The sequence below is a fragment of the Janthinobacterium sp. GW822-FHT07H11 genome (genome assembly GCF_058798615.1).
The window spans coordinates 5,205,715-5,226,188 of sequence record NZ_CM179507.1 but is presented as its reverse complement, the minus strand read 5'-3'; the positions used below and the strand labels follow the sequence as shown (position 1 = coordinate 5,226,188).

Sequence of the window (20,474 nt, the reverse complement as noted above, 5' to 3'; positions counted from 1 at the left end):
ATGAAGGTCACGGTGACGCATTCGCTGCGCGGCCGCCTGCTGTGGTTTTTGCTGGCGGCCATCATCATGGCGGCCCTGGCGCAGGCGTCGATCGCCTACCGCAGCGCCCTGTACGACGCCGACCAGATCTTTGACTATCATATGCAGCAGATGGCCCTGTCGCTGCGCTCCGGCGCGCCGCTGGCCAACCACGCGGAAGCCTTGCCGGCCGACCCCGTCAACAACGACATGGTGGTGCAGGTGTGGACGCCGGACGGCGTGCAGGTGTTCCGCTCGATCACGCGCGCGGAACTGCCGCAGCGCGCCGTGCTGGGCTTTTCCAACGTGAAAGCCAACGGCACCACCTACCGCATCTTTTCCGTGCAAACCAGTTCCCAGACCGTGCAGATCGCCCAGGACATGGCCGTGCGCAAGCGCATGGCCGGCAGCCTGGCGCTGCGCACGGTCGGTCCCATCGCGCTGATGGCGCCGATATTGATGCTCGTCGTCTGGTGGGTCGTCAGCGGTTCGCTGGCGCCCGTCTCGCGCGTGCGCAAGCAGGTGGCGGCGCGCCAGGCCGATGATTTATCTCCCGTCTCGGAAGCGGGCCTGCCCGACGAAGTGCGCCCGCTCGTGCATGAATTGAATCTGCTGTTCGGGCGCGTCAAAACGGCGTTCGACGCGCAGCAGCATTTCGTCGCCGACGCCGCGCATGAATTGCGCACGCCGCTGGCGGCCTTGAAACTGCAGGTCTTGAGCCTGGAAAGGGCCGAATCCGAGGAAAAGCGCAGCCTGGCCATTTCGCGTGTCAGCGCCGGCATCGAGCGGGCCACGCGCCTGGTCGAGCAATTGCTGGTGCTGGCGCGCCAGGAAGCGAGCGCCGCCAGCGGCGACCAGTTGCAGGCGGTGGACTTGAACGACGTCGTCAAGCGCGCGCTGGGCGACATGGCCGGCATCGCGCAGGCGCGCAAGATCGACCTGGGCCTGCACCACATGGATGCGGCCAGGGTGGCCGGCCAGGCCGACGCCCTCAACATCATGCTGCGCAACCTGGTCGACAACGCCATCAAGTACACGCCGCAGGGCGGCACGGTCGACATCGACCTGCGCGCCAGCCCCGTCGGCGTGACCTTGTCGGTGGAAGACAGCGGCCCCGGCATCCCGCCCGAGGAGCGCGAGCGCGTCTTCAGCCGCTTCTACCGCGTGCCCGGCACGGACGCCAACGGCAGCGGCCTGGGGCTGGCCATCATCAAGGCCATCGCCGAGCGCCATGGCGCGCGCCTGGTGCTGGACAAATCCGAGCGCCTGGGCGGCCTGTGCGTGCGCGTGGAATTTCCCTTGCCGGCGAAAAAATGAGGCAGATATCCCTCAGAACGCTGCCTGCGTGAGGCGGATCTTTAAGCGGGCGCATTGACGCGCGCGCCGTGGCCCTATATTGTCTGCGAAACAAGCAGAACCAGACCACGGAGCGCACATGCAGAGAATCGGATTTTCAGGAACCCTCGACCCCATCACCAACGGCCACATGTGGGTGATCGGCGAAGCGCGTTCGCTTGCCGACGAGGTGATCGTCTTCCTGTCGCAAAACCCCGCCAAGCGGCCGCAGTTTGCCGCCGAAGACCGCAAGCGCATCATCGAGCAGAGCGCGCGCGAGTGCGGCTGGGACAATGTCCAGGTGGTCATCGTCAAGGGCGACTACACGGCGCGCGCGGCAAAAAAGCACGGCTGCGACTACCTGATACGCGGCATCCGCACGACGGCCGATTTCGACTATGAAAACCTGATCCAGCAAACGAATGTGGACGTGTTGCAGGGCGCCAAGACGATCTTCGTCATGCCGCCGCGCGACCTCGGTTCCGTCAGTTCCAGCTTCGTCAAGGCGCTGGAAGGGCCGGTCGGCTGGAACTGGACCATGAAGAAATTCGTTCCCGGCCCCGCCTACCACGCATGGATACTCGACTGCCTGCGCAAGGAATGGGAAGCGCTGTGGCACTACGCGACCGCGTCGCAAGATGACATCGCCCTGTTTGATCACTGGTTCGCGCACCTGACGGGGCCGCAGGCGTATGGCGGCCCGGACCGCCACTATCACAACCTCGACCACCTGGTGCACGGCCTGTCCGAAATCCGCGTGTGGGCCGACAACACCTATGCCTCGAAACGCGACAGCGCGCTGGTGAAGAAGGCGTTCTGGTTCCACGATGCCGTCTACAGCCACGACGAAGACGCGCTGTTTTCCAGCGAGGAAGCGAGCGCCCAGCTGTGGCTGGCCAGCGGCCTCGATGCGGGCGATAACCTTGATGTGGCGCAATTGATACGCGTCACCGACCATTTCCAGGGGGCAGCCATCAGCCATGCGCTGAAAGACGCCATGCTCAGCGCCGACCTGGCCATCCTGGGCCAGGATGACGAGGTGTACCAGGCCTACACGCAAGCCATCGTGCGCGAATACGCGCATGTGGACCCGGTGCGCTTCAAGCAGCAGCGGGGACTGGCCCTGCAGCATTTATGCAGCAAGGCACAGGCGGGCCAGTTGTTTGGCGACGCGTATTTCGCCGACCAGTACAACGAGCGGGCGATTGACAACATGCAGAAGGAGATCGCGGCGCTGGCGGGCGCCTGAGCCAAAGTCCGGTCCGCCGGACGCCGGAAATACGCGGTGATCTTACCTTGACAGTGGCCGTACGCCCGCCGCATGCGCCAGCGCATCGTCGAGCCGGTCGTTGCCCCAGAATAATTCACCTTCACTGATGAAACTGGGGGCGCCGAACAGCTTGAGCGCTTGTGCCTGCTCAGTCTGGCGGCGCAGGCGCAGCTTGTTGTCCTGCGTCAAAGCCAGCGCCAGGATGGTGCGTGCATCGAGGCCCAGTTCCTCCAGGGCCTCGCTGACGGCCGCGATGTTGTCGATATCGCGGTCCGCGGCAAAATTCATCGCCATCATGCGGCGCGCAAAGGGCGCAATCCAGCCCTGGTCCGCGCCGATCAGCGCCACGCGCATGGGCAGCAGGGCCGTGCGGGGGAAGGTGCCCGGTTGCCGCCATGGCAAGCCGTACTTTTCGCACTGGCGCGCCATGTCGCGCCACGTGTAGTCGCCCTTGATTTTTTGCAGGACGAAGGGCGACGTCTCCCAGCCCAGCGCCTTGAAGACGACGCCCAGCAGGAAGGGTTTCCAGATCACATGGACCTGCTTTTCACGCGCCAGCGCTTCGATGCGCATGGCGCTCAGGTAGCTGTAGTTGCTGCCGAAATCGAACCAGAATTCCAGTGCCGCCATGGTATCGCTCCCAGGTCAGGCGGCCGCTGCCCTGGCGCGCGCCGCGTGCAGTTTCTTGAAGCTGTCGATCAGGCGCTGGTGCCTGTCGAGGCCTTCCAGCTGCATGCTGGTCGGGGTCAGGCCGAAGAAGCGCACGCTGCCGTCCACCGAGCCCAGCGCCGCGTCCATGCGTTCCTTGCCAAACATGCGGCGGAAATTGACGACGTAGTCGTCCAGTTCCAGCGCGTCGTCAAGTTCCACTTCCAGCACCACGTTCAAGGCTTGATAGAACAGCTTGCGCTCGAGCGTGTTGTCGTTGTACTGCAGGAAGGTTTCCACCAGCTCCTTCGCTTCCTCGAATTGCTGCAAGGCGAGATGAATCAGCAGCTTCAATTCCAGGGTCGTCAGTTGGCCCCACACCGTGTTTTCGTCAAACTCGATGCCGATCAGGGTGGCGATGTCGCCGTACTCGTCAAGCTCGCTGTTTTCCAGGCGGTCGAGCAGGTCTTCCAGGCTGGCATCGTCGAGTTGATGCAGGTTCAGGATGTCGGCGCGGAACAGCAGCGCCTTGTTGGTATTGTCCCAGATCAAATCCTCGATCGGATACACTTCCGAATAACCTGGCACGAGGATGCGGCAGGCGGTGGCGCCCAGCTGGTCATACACGGCCGTGTACGCTTCTTTGCCCATGTCGGCGAGGATGCCGAACAGGGTCGCCGCTTCCTCGGCATTCGAATTCTCGCCGTGGCCGGAGAAATCCCATTCGACGAAATCGTAATCGGCCTTGGCGCTGAAGAAGCGCCACGAGACGATGCCGCTCGAATCGATGAAGTGTTCGACGAAGTTGTTCGGCTCCGTGACGGCTTCGCTGGCAAAGGTCGGCTGCGGCAAGTCGTTCAAGCCTTCGAAGCTGCGGCCCTGCAGCAATTCCGTCAGGCTGCGCTCGAGCGCCACTTCCAGGCTCGGGTGCGCGCCGAACGAGGCAAACACGCCGCCCGTGCGCGGGTTCATCAGGGTGACGCACATCAGCGGGTACACGCCGCCCAGCGACGCATCTTTTACCAGCACGGGGAAACCCTGTTCTTCCAGCCCCTGTATGCCCGCCAGGATGCCCGGGTATTTCGCCAGCACTTCCTGCGGCACGTCGGGCAGGGCGATTTCGCCTTCGATGATTTCGCGCTTGACGGCCCGTTCGAAAATTTCCGACAGACATTGCACCTGGGCTTCAACCAAAGTATTGCCGGCGCTCATGCCATTGCTGACGTAGAGGTTTTCGATCAGGTTGGACGGGAAATACACGACCTCGCCGTCCGAGTGGCGCACATACGGCAGCGAACAGATGCCGCGCTCGGCATTGCCGGAGTTGGTGTCGACCAGGTGGGAGCCGCGCAGCTCGCCATCGGGGTTGTAGATCTCGAGGCAATATGCGTCGAGGATTTCCTTCGGCAGCGCATCCTTGCGGCCTGGCTTGAACCAGCGCTCGTTCGGGTAATGGACAAAATCCGCGTTGGCGATGTCCTCGCCCCAGAAGGCACCGGCGTAGAAATGGTTGTTGCTGAGCCGCTCGATATACTCGCCCAGGGCCGACGCCAGCGCGCTTTCCTTGCTCGCGCCCTTGCCGTTGGTGAAACACATGGGCGAGTGCGCATCGCGGATATGCAGCGACCACACGTTGGGAATGATGTTGCGCCACGAGGCGATTTCAATCTTGATGCCCAGGCCGGCCAGCAGACTGGACATGTTGGCGATGGTCTGTTCCAGCGGCAAGTCCTTGCCCACGATATAGGTGCTCGCGCCCGGGTCCGGATTCAGGGTCAGCAAGGCCTGGGCATCGGCGTCCAGGTTCTCGACTTCTTCAATGACGAACTCGGGGCCCGCTTGCACCACTTTTTTCACCGTGCACCGGTCGATCGAGCGCAGGATGCCCTGGCGGTCCTTGGCCGAGATATCGGCCGGCAGCTCGACCTGGATCTTGAAAATCTGCTGGTAACGGTTTTCCGGATCGACGATATTGTTTTGCGACAGGCGGATATTCTCGGTGGAAATATTGCGCGTATCGCAATACAACTTCACGAAGTACGCCGCGCACAAGGCCGATGATGCCAAAAAGTAATCGAACGGGCCAGGCGCCGAGCCATCGCCCTTGTAGCGGATGGGCTGGTCGGCGATGACGGTAAAATCGTCGAACTTGGCTTCGAGACGCAGCTTGTCGAGAAAGTTGACTTTAATTTCCATGAGGTAATCCAATACTGTGCTTATGAGTTAGGCGCTATTATCCGTGCTTTCCGCCGCAGGGCAAAGATTGTTCACCGCGGTGGTGCTGGCCGGGAGCCGCTGGGGCGGGCCAAGGAGGCACGTTCCGCTATGAAGCAAGCGGATAGTCCATGGCTTTTCACCTATCGCACTGAAGGTTGTTTCTCTATTATGATTATTCTTGCTGATATACAAAAATCGCAAACTGTGATGGACGAGCTCGCATCGTATTGCGATTTTGACCTAGGCCGCGCCGCTCGGGACAGCTCCTGGATCACGCTGCAGCCAGAACATCCTTTCATGGTACTGGCCGGTGAAAGCAGCGGTGGCGTTTTTCTGGCGTACGGCGATGGCGAGGTCGACCGACGCCCTGTCCTGTATGTTACATCCGAGGGGCAGGCGGGCTGTATCGCCGCCAATCTCACGGAGCTGATTGCCATGATGCTGGCGCTGCCTTACTGGCGCGACCTGCTCAAGTTTTCAGATCGTGGCAACTTGCAAGAGATACGCCGGACCGCTCGGTTCAGCGAACAGGACTTTGCAGAGGAATACGCCGAGTTTCCTGCTGCCATGAAACGGATATTGGATACATTACCTGTTCCTGTTATTGCTGATCCAGTCAAATTGTTGCATGACTGCGTACGCGCCACCGATTGCAGTGTCGTGGCCGAGGATGGCTGGCGTTACGATTCGCTGTTTCATCATTTCAAGTCAAGCGACAATCCGGATTGGACGTGAAGACGTGGATGCCGGCATAAAAAACAGCGGCTGCCCATGCTGGCGCAGCCGCTGTTTTTCAGGTGGACACGGTGATCAGAACTTCACCCACAGCCGGCCGAAATACGAGGCGCCGTTCAGGCCGAACTGCACGCTGTCGTACTTGAAACCGTTGTCCGTCTCGCCCGCGTTTTGCGTGGTGGGCTTGACGTTGAAGATGTTGTTGCCGCCGAAAGTGAGCTTGGTGTTCTTGTTGATGCTGTAGGTGAAGCTCAGGTCGGCCGAGGTCTTGGCCGCGTAATGGGCGTTGGGCACGCCATTGGCCGTGCCGCTGTAGGTGCCCAGGGTTTGCGGGCCGAAATAAATGATGCGCAGGTCCGATTCCAGCTTGCCCGTGATGTAGTCGACACCCAGCGTGGCTTTCGAGCGGGGGCCGCCCTGTTCGATGAACAGGCGCTCGCGCTCGGACAGCAGCACGTCTTCGAAGCCCGTCAGCGAGGCAGGCGTCTTGACCTTCGTCACTTCCGTCTTGCTTAAATTCAAGGCCAGGAAGGTGTTCAGGCGGTTGCCGGCCAGTTCGCCCTTGTGCGACGCCGTCAGGTCCAGGCCACGCGTGCGCGTGTCGACGGAATTGACGAAAAATTGCGCTTCCGTCACGCCCAGTAGGGCCAGGCGCGCGGCCAGGTCCGGGTAGTTGCCCGCATTGAAGCGGCCCGACAGCACGATGCGGTCCTTGATCTTGATGTTGTACAGGTCGGCCGTGACGGAAATGGCCTGCGTCGGCGTCCAGGTGGTGCCGAAGGTAAAGCTGGTGGATTTTTCTTCCTTCAGCTTGGGGATGCCGGCCGCATTGGCGACGGCGCCGCCGTTCGGCGCCAGCACCACGTCGGTGGCGACGAGGCCGACGAAGTCGGTGAAGGTGGACGAGAAATACACCTGCTGCAGCGACGGCGCGCGGAAGCCCGTGCTGGCCGAACCGCGCAGCAGCACGTCGGGCGCCACCTTGTAGCTGGCGGCCAGCTTGCCCGTCACGGTGGAGCCGAAGTCGCTGAATTTTTCATAGCGCAGGGCGGCCTGGGTTTTCAGGCGTTCCGTCCAGTCCAGTTCCACGTCGCCATACGCGGCGATGCTGTGGCGTTTGGCCTTGCTCACGTCGCCGGGCTGGAAGCCGGGAAAACCCTGGCTGCGCCCGTTGCCGCCCACGCCCACGCCGTCGACGTCGATGTAGGAGCCCGGTTCGCCGGCCATGATCTTGTATTCCTCGCTGCGGTATTCGGCGCCGAAGGCCAGGTTCATGCCGCGCAACACCGTGTCGTAGTAGCGGCTGAAATCGGCGTTGCTCGTCAGTTGCTGGAACGAGAAGCCGCCCGCGTCGAAACGGGTGGCGCTGACGCCCTTGCCGCCGTTCAATAAATCGAGGTTGGCGATCGACGCGTTCAAGGTGTTGCTGATGTCATAGCGCATCTTGTTGTAGCCATAGGTTTGCGAAAAGTCAGCATGCCATTCGCCGATCTGGCTGCGGTGGCCGAGCGTGGCGTACTGGTCGTCGATCTTGCCATTAATAAAAGGCACGAAGCCGTCCGGGTACATGGCGGCCGAATTGCGCGCAGGGATGTCGTTGCTGCCGATGCCTTCGCGGCCAAACGCGGCGCTCGAGGCGTCGCGCGTCTGCGCGCCGGCCGTGAAGTACAGCTTGCCCGTGGCGCCGGTGGCGTAGTCGCCATTGATGTACAGGGTCTTGTTTTTGGCCTTGGTGTCGCCGATGGTGCGCAGGGTGTCCGCGTCGGCGCGGTTCGAACGGCCACGGTCCAGGTATTCGCCCGTGATGGCCAAGGTGCCCTTGTCGCCCAGCGCGATGCCGCAATACGCGGACGTCAGGTAATTCTTGCCGTCACCGGCCGAGTACTGGCTGTAGCCGGCCACCGCTTCGCAGCCCAGGTTTTTCTTCAGTTCGATGTCGATCACGCCGGCGATGGCGTCCGAGCCGTACTGGGCGGCAGCGCCGTCGCGCAGCACTTGCACATTCTTGATGGCCAGCAGCGGAATCGCATTCATGTCCGTGCCCGTGTTGCCGCGGTTGCGCGCGCCAAACAGGTTGACCAGGGCCGTCGTGTGGCGCCGCTTGCCGTTCACCAGCACGAGCGTCTGGTCGGAACCGAGGCCGCGCAGGGCGGCTGAATCGACGAGGTCGGCGCCGTCGGCGCCCGTCTGGCGCGTGGAATTGAATGAGGGCGAGATGTATTGCAGCGACTGCGCCAGGTCGAATTGTCCGCCTTGCTCGGCCACCCTGGAAATCGGGATGATATCGACCGGCACCATGGTGTCGGTGGCGGAACTGGCGACGCGGCGCGAGCCGACCACGCTGACCGTTTGTACGGGACCTTCCGTGGCGCCCGCTTCGTTGCTCTGGGCCATGGCGGCGGGACTGAACGCGGCCAGGGCGGCGCTGCCGTAGAGGCTGATAAGTATGGCTTTACGCAAGGTGGTGAGTGGCGGCACGCAGTATCTCCAAGTGGCTGATGGGCTAGATTCGTCACTCGATTCTAGTGCCAGCATTTCATCGTCCACCAGCCTTAATTTGTTTTGTTGTTACAAATTACAGGTAACTGTTGTTTCCTTGTTGGCTATGCCGATCGCCCTTGTTTTCTTGCATGCTGCTGGTGCATGATGCCCCGTTCAGGTGCTTGCCTGCACCATGCCGCCGACCCAGATTATTCCCTCGCCGTACTGTGCCTGGATCAAGCAGGCTTGCCCCGTCACGTGGCCCTGCGACAGGCTCAGCGACTGTTGTCGGTGCGCTGCCAGCGCGCCCGCCGCCACGCCCGTGGCGCTGTCTTCCAGCGCGGGATCGAGGTGGTTGAAGTTGCGCCCCTCGTATGCGCTCTCGCCCGTGCGGCAATACGCATAGCAGCCGCTGACCTTGTGCAAGGCGCTCCAGTCGGCGATCAGTTCCAGGTTGGGACGCAGCGCGCGCAGGGTGGTGCGGTCGGCCACTTCCAGCAGCAGCTTCGGACTGCCGACCGAGGCGATCACGGGCGGCGACAGCAAGTGCATGTGCTGGCCCATGAGTTCCGACGGCACATATTTTTCCAGCGTCACGGCAGGCGCCGGCTGCGGCGCCAGGCCGATGAATAGGCCGCTTGCGCCGCGCACCAGCTGCAAGGCCTGTCCGCGCATGGCCGTCGTCACCGTCAAGGTTGCCGGATCGCCGGGCGCCGTCAGCAGCACATGCGCGGCCGCCAGGGTGGCGTGCAGGCACAGCGGGCTGCGCGTGTGCGGATAAAAATAGTCGAGCACGATGCCGCCGTCCGCTTGCCGGTCGATGAAGACGCAGGCGCTCACTTGCCGTTCGCGGGCGAAGTCCTGGCGCGCCGTTTCGCTGCCGCCGTCGTTTTCCACGACCAGGGCCGCATTGCCGCCGCCGGGCTCGGCGCCGAAACATTTTAATAAGTGGACGATCATGGCGCTCGAGGCAAAAGGTAAAACCCCAGCATAAACGATAAGAGCGATTCCAGATGCGTATAATATACTGTGTTTATGTACAGTATTGAGGTGGATCATGTGGGGCGCCGTCTTACCCGAGTATGCTGAGTTGTACTGCCTGAGCAACTTCAGTTTTTTGCATGGCGCGTCGCATGCGCAAGAGCTGGTGGCGCGCGCAGTCCAGCTCGGATATCACGCGCTGGCCATCACGGACGAGTGTTCGCTGGCCGGCGTGGTACGCGCCCATGCGGTGGCCAAGCGGGCTGGTTTCCCCTTGATCATAGGCGCGCATTTTCATTTGACGCAGGCCGACGGCAGTCCGGGGCCGTCGCTGCTGGCGCTGGTGCGGGACGCCGAAGGCTATGGCAACCTGTCTGAACTGATCACCATGGCGCGCACGCGCGCGGCCAAGGGACGCTATCTGCTGACGCCCGACGATTTCGCCGCGCCTGCGGCGCAATTCGCCCATTTGCAGGGCTTGCCCGGCTGCCTGATGGTCTTGCTGCCCGGCTATGCGGCCGAGGCGGAAACCGTGCGCGCGCAAGGCGCGTGGATGGCGTCCACCTTTGGCGGCGAGCGCAGCTGGATCGGCCTGAACCTGCTGCAGCGGGCGCAGGATGACGCGCACCGCGGCGCCGTGCAGGACGCGGCGCAGGCGCTGGGCCTGCCCGTGGTGGCCGTCGGCCATGTGTGCATGCACGTGCGTTCGCGCAAGCCCCTGCTCGACACCCTGTGCGCGATACGCGTGGGTAAACCGGTGGGCGAGTGCGGCTATGCGCTGGCGCAAAACGCGGAGCAGCATCTGCGCGCGCGTTTGCGCCTGGCCAATGTGTATCCGCCGCAAGCGCTGGCGGAAACCGTGCGCATCGCCAAGCTGTGCACATTTTCCCTCGGCAGCCTGCGCTATGATTATCCGGACGAGCTGGTGCCGGACGGCCACACGCCGGCGACGTATTTACGCCAGGAAACCTATGCGGGCGCGCGCGTCCGCTTTCCGCAGGGCATGCCGGCCAAGGTGCAGGAGCAGATCGAGCTGGAGCTGGAGTTGATCCGCGATCTTTCCTACGAGGCATATTTCCTGACCGTCTATGACATCGTGCGCTTTGCGCGTTCGCAAGATATCCTGTGCCAGGGCCGGGGATCGGCCGCCAATTCTGCCGTCTGCTATTGCCTGCACATCACGGAAGTGGACCCTGCGCGCGGCAATTCGCTGGTCGGGCGCTTCATGTCGCGCGAGCGCAACGAGCCGCCCGATATCGACGTCGATTTCGAGCACCAGCGGCGCGAAGAAGTGATTCAATATATCTACGCTAAATATGGGCGCGAGCGGGCCGCGCTGGCGGCCGTGGTGATCAGCTACCGGCCCAAGAGCGCCTTGCGCGACAGCGGGCGGGCGCTGGGGATCGACCTGGCCATCGTGGAAAAAGTGGCCAAGGCGCATCGCTGGTTCGACGGCAAGCACGATTTATTGAGCCGCCTGGCCGAATGCGGGCTGGACCCGGAGGCGGCATGGTCGCAGCAGTGGGCCGGCCTGGCGCAGCTGCTGCTGGGCTTTCCCCGCCACCTGTCGCAGCATCCGGGCGGCTTTGTCATCGCCCACGGAAAACTGTCGCGCCTGGTGCCGATCGAAAACGCCAGCATGGCCGGGCGCAGCGTCATCGAGTGGGACAAGGACGACCTGGAAGAGCTGGGGTTGATGAAGGTCGACGTGCTGGCGCTGGGCATGCTGTCGGCCCTGCGCCGCGCCCTGGAACTGGTGGGGGCGCGGCGCGGCGAGCCATTCCGCCTGCAGGATATTCCCGCCGAAGACCGCGCCACCTACGACATGATGTGCGAGGCCGACACCATCGGCGTGTTCCAGATCGAGTCGCGCGCGCAGATGAGCATGCTGCCGCGCTTGCGCCCGCGCACATTCTACGACCTCGTCATCGAGGTGGCGCTGGTGCGCCCCGGTCCCATCCAGGGCGGCATGGTGCATCCGTATCTGCAGCGGCGCCAGCAGAAAGAAGCGGTCGATTATCCGAAGGGCCTGGAAGAGGCGCTGGGGCGCACCCTGGGCATTCCGATCTTCCAGGAGCAGGTGATGCAGGTGGCCATCATCGCGGCCGATTTCACGCCCGGCGAGGCGGACCAGTTGCGGCGCGCCATGGCGGCCTGGAAACGCAAGGGCGGCTTGAACAATTACCAGGAGCGCATCGTCAGCGCCATGGTCAACAATGGCTATGGAAAAGAGTTTGCCGACGCCATCTTCAGCCAGATCGAGGGCTTTGGCGAATACGGCTTTCCCGAGTCGCACGCGGCCAGTTTCGCCCTGCTGACGTACGCCAGTTCCTGGCTGAAATGCCACGAACCGGCCGCCTTCCTGTGCGCCTTGCTCAACAGCCAGCCCATGGGCTTTTACAGTCCCTCGCAACTGGTGCAGGATGCGCGCCGCCATGGCGTGCAGGTGCTGCCCGTCGACGTGGCCGTCAGCGGCTGGGAGGCGGCGCTGGAAGAGCAGGCCGGGCTGAGTGAGGCACCGGCCGTGCGCCTGGGCTTGAACAGCCTGTTCGGCATGCGCGCCGAGGCCGCCCAGCGCATCGAGGATGCGCGCGCCATCGCCGCCTTTGTCGACGTGGCCGACCTGGCCCGGCGTGGCGGCCTGGACCGCCATGACTTGCAGGTGCTGGCCGCCGGCAACGCCCTGCATGCGCTGGCCGGCCACCGGCGCGCAGCGCTGTGGCAGGCGGCCGGCGCCGTGCCCGACAGGGACTTGCTGCGCGCCACCACGCCGGAGGAAGACTTGCCCGTGCTGGCCGCGCCCACGGAAGGCGAGAGCATCGTCGGCGATTACCGTTCGCAAGGCCTGACCCTGGGCCGCCACCCGCTGGCGCTGCTGCGCAGGCAATTGCTGGAGCAGCGCTTCCTGCCGGCGTCCGCGCTGGCCAGCTACACGGATGGCCAACTGGCGCGCGCCTGCGGCATCGTCACCGTGCGCCAGCGGCCCGGCACGGCCAAGGGCGTCATCTTCATGACCCTGGAAGACGAGACGGGCACCGTCAACGTCATCGTCTGGCCCGACCTGGTGGAAAGCCAGCGGCGCGAGGTCTTGAGCGCGCCGCTGCTGGGCGTGTACGGCGTGTGGCAAAGGGAGGGTAGCGTGCGCAACCTGGTGGCCAGGCGCCTGGTCGACATGTCGCATTTGCTGGGGCGGCTGCGCACGAGCAGCCGCGATTTTTGTTGAGGCTTGTCAACATCGTGCAGGCGGTGGCATGATTGTCATATGACTACTTTACCCGAACCGACACTGCGTCCCGCCCTGGTCGCCGACGCGCCCGCCATCGTCGCCCTGATCGACGACCTGATGCCCTTCTTGACCCTGCACCCGGACGGCGCCGGGGCGGAAAAGTTCATCGAGAACTGCCGCCAGCCCGCCATCGAAAATTACCTGTCGCTGCCGAATTACCATTACCAGCTCGCGCATATCGACGGCGCGCTGGCCGGCGTGGTGGCCATGCGCGACAACACGCATCTGTTCCACATGTTCGTGCCGCGCGCCCTGCACCGGCGCGGCATGGCGCGCCGCCTGTGGCAGGCAGCCCGCGATGCGTCGCTGGCCAGGGGCGGCGTGACGGCGTTTACCGTCAATTCCTCGCTGTATGCCTTGCCTTTGTACACAAGCCTGGGCTTTGTCGCCACGGGGCCGAAGGTGGAGACGGGCGGGATTGCGTTTGTACCGATGCGCATGGAATTGTAAAAATTAACCCAATGGCAAGGACTGGGATCGTACCCTGAGGGGGCATTTTTCCCAGTGGGGAAAATGCCGATCCCGAAGGGAGCGACCTACCATCTGACAATCTTGCCCGGATTCATGATGTTCTTCGGGTCCAGCGCATGTTTCAGGGCGCGCATGGTGTCGATGGCGCCCTCGCCATGCTCTTCCACGAGGAAGGCCATCTTGTGCATGCCCACGCCATGTTCTCCCGTGCAGGTGCCGTCCATGCCGATGGCGCGCGTGACCATGTCGCTGTTGACCTTTTCCGCGCGGGCGACGTCGGCCGGGTCGTCGGGGTCGACCAGCATCTGCACGTGGAAATTGCCGTCGCCCACGTGGCCGATGATGGCGTAGACCAGGCCCTGCGCCTCGCAATCGGCCTTGGTGGCGAGGATGCATTCGGCCAGGCGCGAAATGGGCACGCAGCAGTCGGTGGAAATGGCGCGGCTGCCCGGGCGCATCTGCAGCAGGGCGAAGTACGCGTTGTGGCGCGCGGCCCACAGGCGCGAGCGCTCTTCGGGGCGGCTGGCCCACGCGAAATCGCTGGCGCCGTGCTCGGCAGTGATGGCTTGCACCAGCTGCGCCTGCTCGGCCACGCTGGCTGGCGTGCCGTGGAACTCGAACAGCAGCAGCGGCTTTTCCGGCAGGGCCATCTTGTCGTAGGCGTTGATGGCCTTGACGCCGTTTTCATCGAGAAACTCGACCCGTGCCACAGGAATACCCATCTGGATGGTCTGGATCACGGCGCTGACGGCTTCGCCCGTGCCGGGAAACGAGCACACGGCCGCCGAGATCGCTTCCGGCAGCGGATACAGTTTCACCGTCACTTCCGTGATGATGCCCAGGGTGCCTTCGCTGCCGACGAACAAGCGCGTCAGGTCGTAGCCGGCCGACGATTTTTTCGCCCGGGTCCCCGTCTTGATGATGCGGCCATCGGCCGTCACCACCGTCAGGGCCAGCACGTTTTCGCGCATGGTGCCGTAGCGCACGGCGTTCGTGCCCGAGGCGCGCGTGGCCGCCATGCCGCCCAGCGAGGCATTGGCGCCCGGGTCGATGGGGAAGAACAGGCCCGTGTCGCGGATGTCCTCGTTCAGCTGCTTGCGCGTCACGCCCGCCTGCACGGTGGCCGTCAAGTCTTCATCATGCACTGCCACCATCTGATTCATTTGCGACAGATCAATCGTCACGCCGCCATGCAGGGCCAGCACGTGGCCTTCGAGCGAGGTGCCGCTGCCGTAGGCGATGACGGGCACGTCATGCGCGCTGCACAGCTTGACGGCGGCCGCCACTTCCTCGGTGGAATGGGCGAAGATGACGGCATCGGGCAGCATGGGCGGATAGCTCGACTCGTCGCGGCCATGGTGTGCGCGCATGGCTTGCGTCATGGAAAAGCGGTCGGCAAAGATCAGGGAAAGTACGGCAGCAAGAGATGCGGGCAGCGGTTTTTTCAGCACCGCCAACTGGTCAGTTTGATTCACGCGAGTCCTCCGTTTTTTTTATTCTACTCCGCGCCCGGGGATTTCACCGAAGCACCATTTTTGCCAGTTGTAAAAAAATCCGCATGGCGCGCCCTGCATGGGTTGTAAATGAGAATCATTTCTATTAGAATGCCCGCCAGTAGTTATTTTGCAATGCATGCTTCCACCCGAAAGGCCATGCCATGAAATTCCCCCTGTCCCTCGCCGCCGTCCTGCCCGCCTGCGTGCTGGCGCTGAGCGCCTGCAGCAGTGTCGCCCCCGTGAACGGCGCGGCCACGGGTAGCGCCGCGACGTCCGCTGCGCAGGATGTGCGCCAGCTGGGCGAGATCGTCGACCTGCGCAGCGGCCAGCGCCTGACTGCCGAGCAATTGCTGGCCCGGCTGGCCGCCGCCCCGAGGGTCATCGTCGGCGAGCAGCATGACCAGCTCAGCCACCACCGGATCGAGCAATGGCTGCTGCAGCAATTGCAGGGCCAGCGCCCGCAAGGCAGCGTGCTGCTGGAAATGCTGAACCCGGACCAGCAAGCGAAGGTGGACAAGGTCAAGCCGTGGTTGCAGACGGACCCCGTCGTGCGCCCCGAGCATGTGGCCGAGCTGCTGGCCTGGCAACCGGGCTGGAAGTGGGCGCAATATGGCGACCTGGTCATGACCGTGATGCGCGCGCCGTATCCCGTCTGGTCGGCCAACCTGGACCGCAGCGAAATCAAGCAGCTGTTCATCGACCAGCCGGCCGTGCAGGGCAAGCATTCGAACCTGGCCAACGATGGCAAGGTGCATGACAAACTGAAAGACATCATCCGCGACATGCACGACAACCAGATCGACGCGCCGCGCCTGGCCGCCATGCTGTCGGTGCAGCAGCAGCGCGACCGCCGCATGGCCGAGCGCCTGCTGGCCGCGCCCGCGCCCGCCGTGCTGATCGCCGGCGCCTATCATGCGTACAAGGACCTGGGCGTGCCGCTGCACGTGCAGGACTTGACGGGCGGCCCCGCGCCGCTGGTGCTGGTGCTGGCGCAGCAGGGCGCCACGGTGCAGGCGCCACAGGCCGATTTCGTCTGGTACACGCCAGTGGCGGCGCCCGCCGTCGCCAGCGCCAGGTAATCCCTTGTAACTCCGCCGGGCGTTCAGCCCGGCACTCCTCCCCAGCAAGCCTCTTCGCAGCAGCCAGGTAGTTCGTCCGATTTTTTTGCATGCGCGTGCGCGCCGTTGGCGCAGCCATGCCTGTTAACTGTAGAAGCTACCATGCGTACCCCCTTGTTGTATGTCAAAGCCGCCGTCGGCGGCGTATTTCTTGCCCTGTTGCATGCCCCCGCGCAAGCGTCCGCGCTGCCGCACGATATGTCGCCGCTGGGCATGTTCGTTGCCGCCGACCAGGTCGTCAAAAGCGTGCTCATCGGCTTGTTGCTCGCCGCGCTGGCCACCTGGGTGGTCTTGCTGGTGAAGGGCGCCAGCTTGCTGCAAGCGCGGCGCGCGGCGGCGCAAGCCGTCGCCGTGCTGAAGACGGCAACGTCCTTGCCGGACGCGGCAGTCAAAGTGGAGGGCGCAGGCAGTAATTCGCTGGCGCAGCAGCTGCTGGCCGAGGTGCAGCAGGAACTGGGGCTGTCGCACGCCAGCGCGCCGGCCGCAGCCTTGAAGGAGCGGGCCGGCTTTCGCCAGGAACAGTTCATTGCGCAGCACGTGCGCAGCATGACGCAAGGCATCGGTTTGCTGGCCAGCATAGGCGCCGTGGCACCGTTCGTCGGCCTGTTCGGCACCGTGTGGGGCATCATGAACAGTTTTATCGGCATCGCCGCCAGCCAGAGCACGAATCTGGCGACCGTCGCGCCCGGTATCGCGGAAGCCTTGCTGGCGACAGCGCTGGGCCTGGTGGCGGCGATACCCGCCGTCGTCATCTATAACGTCTTGAGCCGTGGCATCAATCAGCTCAAGGCGCAGCTGCGCGCCGCTTCCGCGCAAGTGCTGCTGATGCTGAGCCGCGACCTCGACATGCGCCAGCAGGCCTGAACCATGGCGTCCCTGTTTCCTTCCCAGGATGACGATACGGCCGACATGCCGGAATTGAGCGAGATCAATGTCACGCCCTTCATCGACGTGATGCTGGTGCTCTTGATCATCTTCATGGTGGTCTCGCCGCTGGCCACCGTCGACCTGAAGATCGACTTGCCGGCCGCCACGGCCAAGCCCGAACCGCGCCCCGAGCAAGCCCTGTTCATTTCCCTGAAAGCCGACCGCAGCCTGTACCTGGGCGAGGCCTCCGTGGCGCGCGAGCAATTGGGCAGCCTGCTCGACGCGCAGACGGGCGGCGACCGCCAGCGCACCCTGTTTTTCCAGGCCGACAAGCAAGCCGCGTATGAAGATGTGCTGGGCGTGATGGATGCCCTGCGCCAGGCCGGCTATCTGAAAGTGGGCCTGGTGGGCCGGGAGGGCGGGTGAAAGGGCCGTACACGCTGGAACTGCGTCCGATATTGAGCTGGGGCATCGCCACGTCGCTGGTGGTGGCCGCCGCGCTGGTGCTGCTGCTGTGGGCCGGCTGGCAGCCCGTCAGCGTGGCGTCCGCCAATCCGGCGGCCAGCGTGATGCTGGTATTTGCCGCGCAGGCGATGTCGCCGGAGACACAACAGGCGGCAGCGGTCGGGGCGCGCCAGTCGGCCGCGTCCAGCGCCGCCCGGCCGCCCAAGAGTGCAATCAGGCAAGAAGCGCTGCCCGTGCTGGCACGCGCCGCCGCGCCGGACCTCGTCACCGCCGACAAAGAGGCGAAGGCAGAAACCAGTCCGTCGACTGATCCCGGCAAGGATGCCGCCAAGGAAGCTGCCGTGCCCGCGCAGGCCAGCAGCAGCGCCACGCCGGCGCCAAGCCCCGTGCGCGGTCCGCAGGCGGCGCCGTTCGACAGCGACACGCCGCCCGCCAGCGCGGCACCGGCCAGCTGGCAAAGCCGGGTGCTTGGCCACCTGGCCCATTTCAAGCGCTATCCGGGCGACGCGCGCCAGCGCAAGCGGGCCGGCGCCGCCTGGGTACGCTTCCAGGTGGACCGCGACGGCAAGCTGCTGGCCAGCGAGTTGGTGACGTCCTCGGGCACGGTGCTGCTCGACCGCGAAGCCTTGCAAGTGCTTGAGCGCGCGCAGCCGCTGCCCGCGCCGCCCGCCAGCGTCTTGCGCCAGGGCACGGTGACGGTGACCTTGCCCGTGTCGTTCAAGCTCGACGCCGAGAGCGGCCACGGCGCCGGCTGATATTTCGCAATATTTCAATCACATAAGAAATCGAGGGTGTATGCATATCAAGACAATGACGCAGGCCGTGGGCGTTTGCCTGGCCTTGCTGGCGCAGCAGGCATGGGCGCAGTCGCAGGAAAGCGGGAAGGTGGAATTTTCGCCGCTGAATGTATCGGGTGAAACGGTGCCCGTGGAACAGCAGGCGCTGGAAAAACCGGGCGCCGTCAGCGCGCGCGGGCCGGACACGCGCTTGCAGCCGGTGGACCAGATCGTGCGCAGCATGCCGGGCACGTTTACCCAGATCGATCCGGCGCAGGGCGCCGTCAGCGTCAACATCCGCGGCCTGTCGGGCCTGGGCCGCGTGAACATGATGGTCGATGGCGTGAGCCAGAATTACTATGGCAGCGCGCCCTCGTCCGTGTCGCACGGCGGCGTGCCCAGCAGCCAGTTCGGCGCCCTGATCGACCCGAACTTCATCATCGGCGTGGATGTGTCGCGCGGCAATGTCGTCGGTGGCGACGGCGTCAATGCGCTGGCCGGCAGCGCCAACTTCCGCACCATCGGCGTCGATGACGTGGTCTTCGCCGGTGAAAAAACCGGTGCGCGCACGAAGATGTCGGCCGGAAATAATGGCGTGGGGCGCAGCGCCATGCTGGCCGTGGCCATGAAAAACCCGGCCTTCGATGGCGGCAGCGTGGGCTTCATGGTCGCCACCAGCGCCAGCGTGATCGGCAACAACTACAAGAATGCCAAGGGCGTCAACAGCGAGGAATTCGGTTTCGGCTACAACCGCTATTACAAGCAAAAGCCCAAGTCGCAGCTGCTCAAGCTGGACCTCACATTGAGCGATTTCCACGCCCTGGAACTGTCGGCGCGCGACTACCGCAGCACGTTTACGCGCCGCGATATCCAGAGCAATGACTACTACGTCAAATATCACTACACGCCGTTTTCCGAATTGATCGACCTCAATGTGGTGGCCAGCAGCAGCCGTGGCAACCAGAAATACATGCCCGAGGCGTTGACCAATTTCATCAACACGAATGCGGCCAACCGCGCCGACGCCTTTGACATCAACAACACGAGCAGTTTCAAGCTGGCCGGCGGCGACGCGCTGGTGACGGTCGGCGGCAAGTTGATGCGTAATAAATACAGCAAGCACGTGGAAAGCCTGGTCGACGACCCGGACAACCCGGACGCGAACCAGCAGTCGATTGAAAACAATACCTTCGGCCCCGAAGGCGTGCAAAAGATCAACAGCCTGTATGCGGGCCTGCAATACAACCGCGGCATTGTTCAGGTCAATGCGGGCCTCAACTATACGCACTTTGACTTGAGCGGCTACAAGCCCGCCTGCGATCCGCGCGTGCAGTGTTTCCCGCAGGGGGCGTCGCACATTGCGCTGAAGGAACATGGCATCAACCCTTCACTGCTCGTTTCCGCGCAAGTGATGCCGTGGTTCCAGCCGTTTGCCAGCGCCGAGCGCACCATGCGCGGGCCGAATCCGCAGGAAGTGTTTTTTTCGAATGACGGCGGGGCCTCGATGAACCCGTTTTTGAAAGGCGAGCGGGCCAGCACTTATCAGCTGGGCTTCAATTCCAGCCTGCATGGCTTGCTGGGCAAGAACGATGTGCTGAACTTCAAGGCCCTGTATTTCAAGAGCAAGATCGACGGCTATATCACCAGCCAGTCCTTCCTCGTGTGCGACCGCGGCCGCAAGTGCAATATCGCGGAAGTGCTCGCCAACGACTGGCGCAATGTCGATGACTACATGACCAATATGTATATCTACATCAACTCGGCCACGCCCGTGTATACGCGCGGATGGGAACTGGAGGCGCAATACCAGCTGGGACCGGCGTATGCGCGCCTGTCGTACACGCGTGAAACGACGCGCCAGCCCACCTCGATCGCCAGCGCCTGGTTCGGCGCGGCCGACATCAGCGAGCTGCCCAGCGTGTACTACAACCTCGACGTGGGCACGCGCCTGCTCGAGAACAAGCTGGAAGTGGGCGCCATCCTCAAGCACACGGGCTCGAACCGCCGCCTGTCGCCGGACAATGAAGCCGATGAAGCGACGGGCGAAGTGGTGAAGGCCGACAATCCGAAGATCCCGGCCGTGATCGACCTGTATGCAAGTTACCAGGTCAGCAAGAATCTGTTCCTGCGCCTGTCCGTGCAGAACGCCATGAACAAGGATTTCTCGGAAGCGCTGAACCGCCTGAACTCGATGCCGTCGCAGTCGCAGGAAAATACGCCGCTGAGCACGGCGCGGGGCAGGACGTATGTGGCGGGGCTGGAGTACCGGTTTTAATTTAAAGCTGGGGTCAGACCCGGCGGGTCTGACCC

At 63.7% G+C, this 20,474-nt stretch carries 15 protein-coding genes; 10 read left to right on the top strand and 5 right to left on the bottom strand.

Annotated features, from left to right (window positions below):
• Entirely contained in the window at positions 1-1,335 is a 1,335-nt protein-coding gene (locus tag AC3RCJ_RS22975; RefSeq protein WP_492961157.1) for an ATP-binding protein, read from the top strand.
• A 118-nt stretch (positions 1,336-1,453) separates the two neighbouring features.
• A complete protein-coding gene (gene coaD, locus AC3RCJ_RS22970) occupies positions 1,454-2,602 on the top strand; it encodes a pantetheine-phosphate adenylyltransferase (protein WP_492961142.1) in 1,149 nt (382 codons plus the stop codon).
• Between the two features lie 42 nt (positions 2,603-2,644).
• On the opposite strand, the gene AC3RCJ_RS22965 is transcribed toward coaD, so the two are convergent.
• Positions 2,645-3,253: a 2-hydroxychromene-2-carboxylate isomerase gene (locus AC3RCJ_RS22965; RefSeq protein ID WP_492961140.1), complete on the bottom strand. Its 609-nt coding sequence runs from the start codon at positions 3,251-3,253 to the stop codon at positions 2,645-2,647.
• 15 nt (positions 3,254-3,268) lie between these two features.
• Positions 3,269-5,467 carry an OsmC domain/YcaO domain-containing protein gene (locus AC3RCJ_RS22960; RefSeq protein ID WP_492961138.1) on the bottom strand — a complete coding sequence of 733 codons (2,199 nt, stop codon included), beginning with the start codon at positions 5,465-5,467 and terminating at the stop codon, positions 3,269-3,271.
• Between the two features lie 129 nt (positions 5,468-5,596).
• On the opposite strand from AC3RCJ_RS22960, the gene AC3RCJ_RS22955 reads away from it, so the two are divergent.
• Positions 5,597-6,223, top strand: coding sequence for a hypothetical protein (locus AC3RCJ_RS22955; protein ID WP_492961136.1), 627 nt, complete (start codon positions 5,597-5,599; stop codon positions 6,221-6,223).
• 75 nt (positions 6,224-6,298) lie between these two features.
• Here the strand turns inward: AC3RCJ_RS22955 and AC3RCJ_RS22950 are convergent, their stop codons facing one another.
• Positions 6,299-8,701: a TonB-dependent receptor plug domain-containing protein gene (locus tag AC3RCJ_RS22950; protein WP_492961134.1), complete on the bottom strand. Its 2,403-nt coding sequence runs from the start codon at positions 8,699-8,701 to the stop codon at positions 6,299-6,301.
• Positions 8,702-8,878: 177 nt separating this feature from the next.
• On the bottom strand, positions 8,879-9,664 hold the full coding sequence (locus AC3RCJ_RS22945) for a PhzF family phenazine biosynthesis protein (RefSeq protein ID WP_492961132.1): 786 nt from the start codon (positions 9,662-9,664) through the stop codon (positions 8,879-8,881).
• A gap of 97 nt (positions 9,665-9,761) precedes the next feature.
• On the opposite strand from AC3RCJ_RS22945, the gene AC3RCJ_RS22940 reads away from it, so the two are divergent.
• Positions 9,762-12,908 carry an error-prone DNA polymerase gene (locus tag AC3RCJ_RS22940; protein WP_492961130.1) on the top strand — a complete coding sequence of 1,049 codons (3,147 nt, stop codon included), beginning with the start codon at positions 9,762-9,764 and terminating at the stop codon, positions 12,906-12,908.
• 39 nt (positions 12,909-12,947) lie between these two features.
• Positions 12,948-13,421, top strand: coding sequence for a GNAT family N-acetyltransferase (locus tag AC3RCJ_RS22935; protein ID WP_492961128.1), 474 nt, complete (start codon positions 12,948-12,950; stop codon positions 13,419-13,421).
• A gap of 86 nt (positions 13,422-13,507) precedes the next feature.
• Here AC3RCJ_RS22935 and AC3RCJ_RS22930 read toward each other — a convergent pair whose 3' ends face one another.
• The gene (locus tag AC3RCJ_RS22930; RefSeq protein WP_492961126.1) at positions 13,508-14,917 is read right to left on the bottom strand and encodes an FAD-binding oxidoreductase; all 1,410 of its coding nucleotides are present in this window, start codon (positions 14,915-14,917) and stop codon (positions 13,508-13,510) included.
• A gap of 182 nt (positions 14,918-15,099) precedes the next feature.
• Between AC3RCJ_RS22930 and AC3RCJ_RS22925 the strand changes: the two genes are divergently transcribed.
• The 5 genes from AC3RCJ_RS22925 to AC3RCJ_RS22905 all read left to right on the top strand — a co-directional run bounded on the left by AC3RCJ_RS22925 (position 15,100) and on the right by AC3RCJ_RS22905 (position 20,439).
• Positions 15,100-16,017: a ChaN family lipoprotein gene (locus AC3RCJ_RS22925; protein ID WP_492961124.1), complete on the top strand. Its 918-nt coding sequence runs from the start codon at positions 15,100-15,102 to the stop codon at positions 16,015-16,017.
• Positions 16,018-16,158: 141 nt separating this feature from the next.
• Positions 16,159-16,920 (top strand): tonB-system energizer ExbB, encoded by a 762-nt coding sequence (gene exbB, locus AC3RCJ_RS22920; protein WP_492961122.1) that lies wholly within the window; start codon positions 16,159-16,161, stop codon positions 16,918-16,920.
• Between the two features lie 3 nt (positions 16,921-16,923).
• The gene (gene exbD, locus AC3RCJ_RS22915) at positions 16,924-17,349 is read left to right on the top strand and encodes a TonB system transport protein ExbD (protein WP_492961120.1); all 426 of its coding nucleotides are present in this window, start codon (positions 16,924-16,926) and stop codon (positions 17,347-17,349) included.
• Positions 17,346-18,143, top strand: coding sequence for an energy transducer TonB family protein (locus tag AC3RCJ_RS22910; protein WP_492961118.1), 798 nt, complete (start codon positions 17,346-17,348; stop codon positions 18,141-18,143). The genes exbD and AC3RCJ_RS22910 overlap by 4 nt, the downstream gene beginning before the upstream one ends.
• A 40-nt stretch (positions 18,144-18,183) precedes the next feature.
• On the top strand, positions 18,184-20,439 hold the full coding sequence (locus tag AC3RCJ_RS22905) for a TonB-dependent receptor domain-containing protein (protein WP_492961116.1): 2,256 nt from the start codon (positions 18,184-18,186) through the stop codon (positions 20,437-20,439).
• Positions 20,440-20,474: the final 35 nt, after the last annotated feature.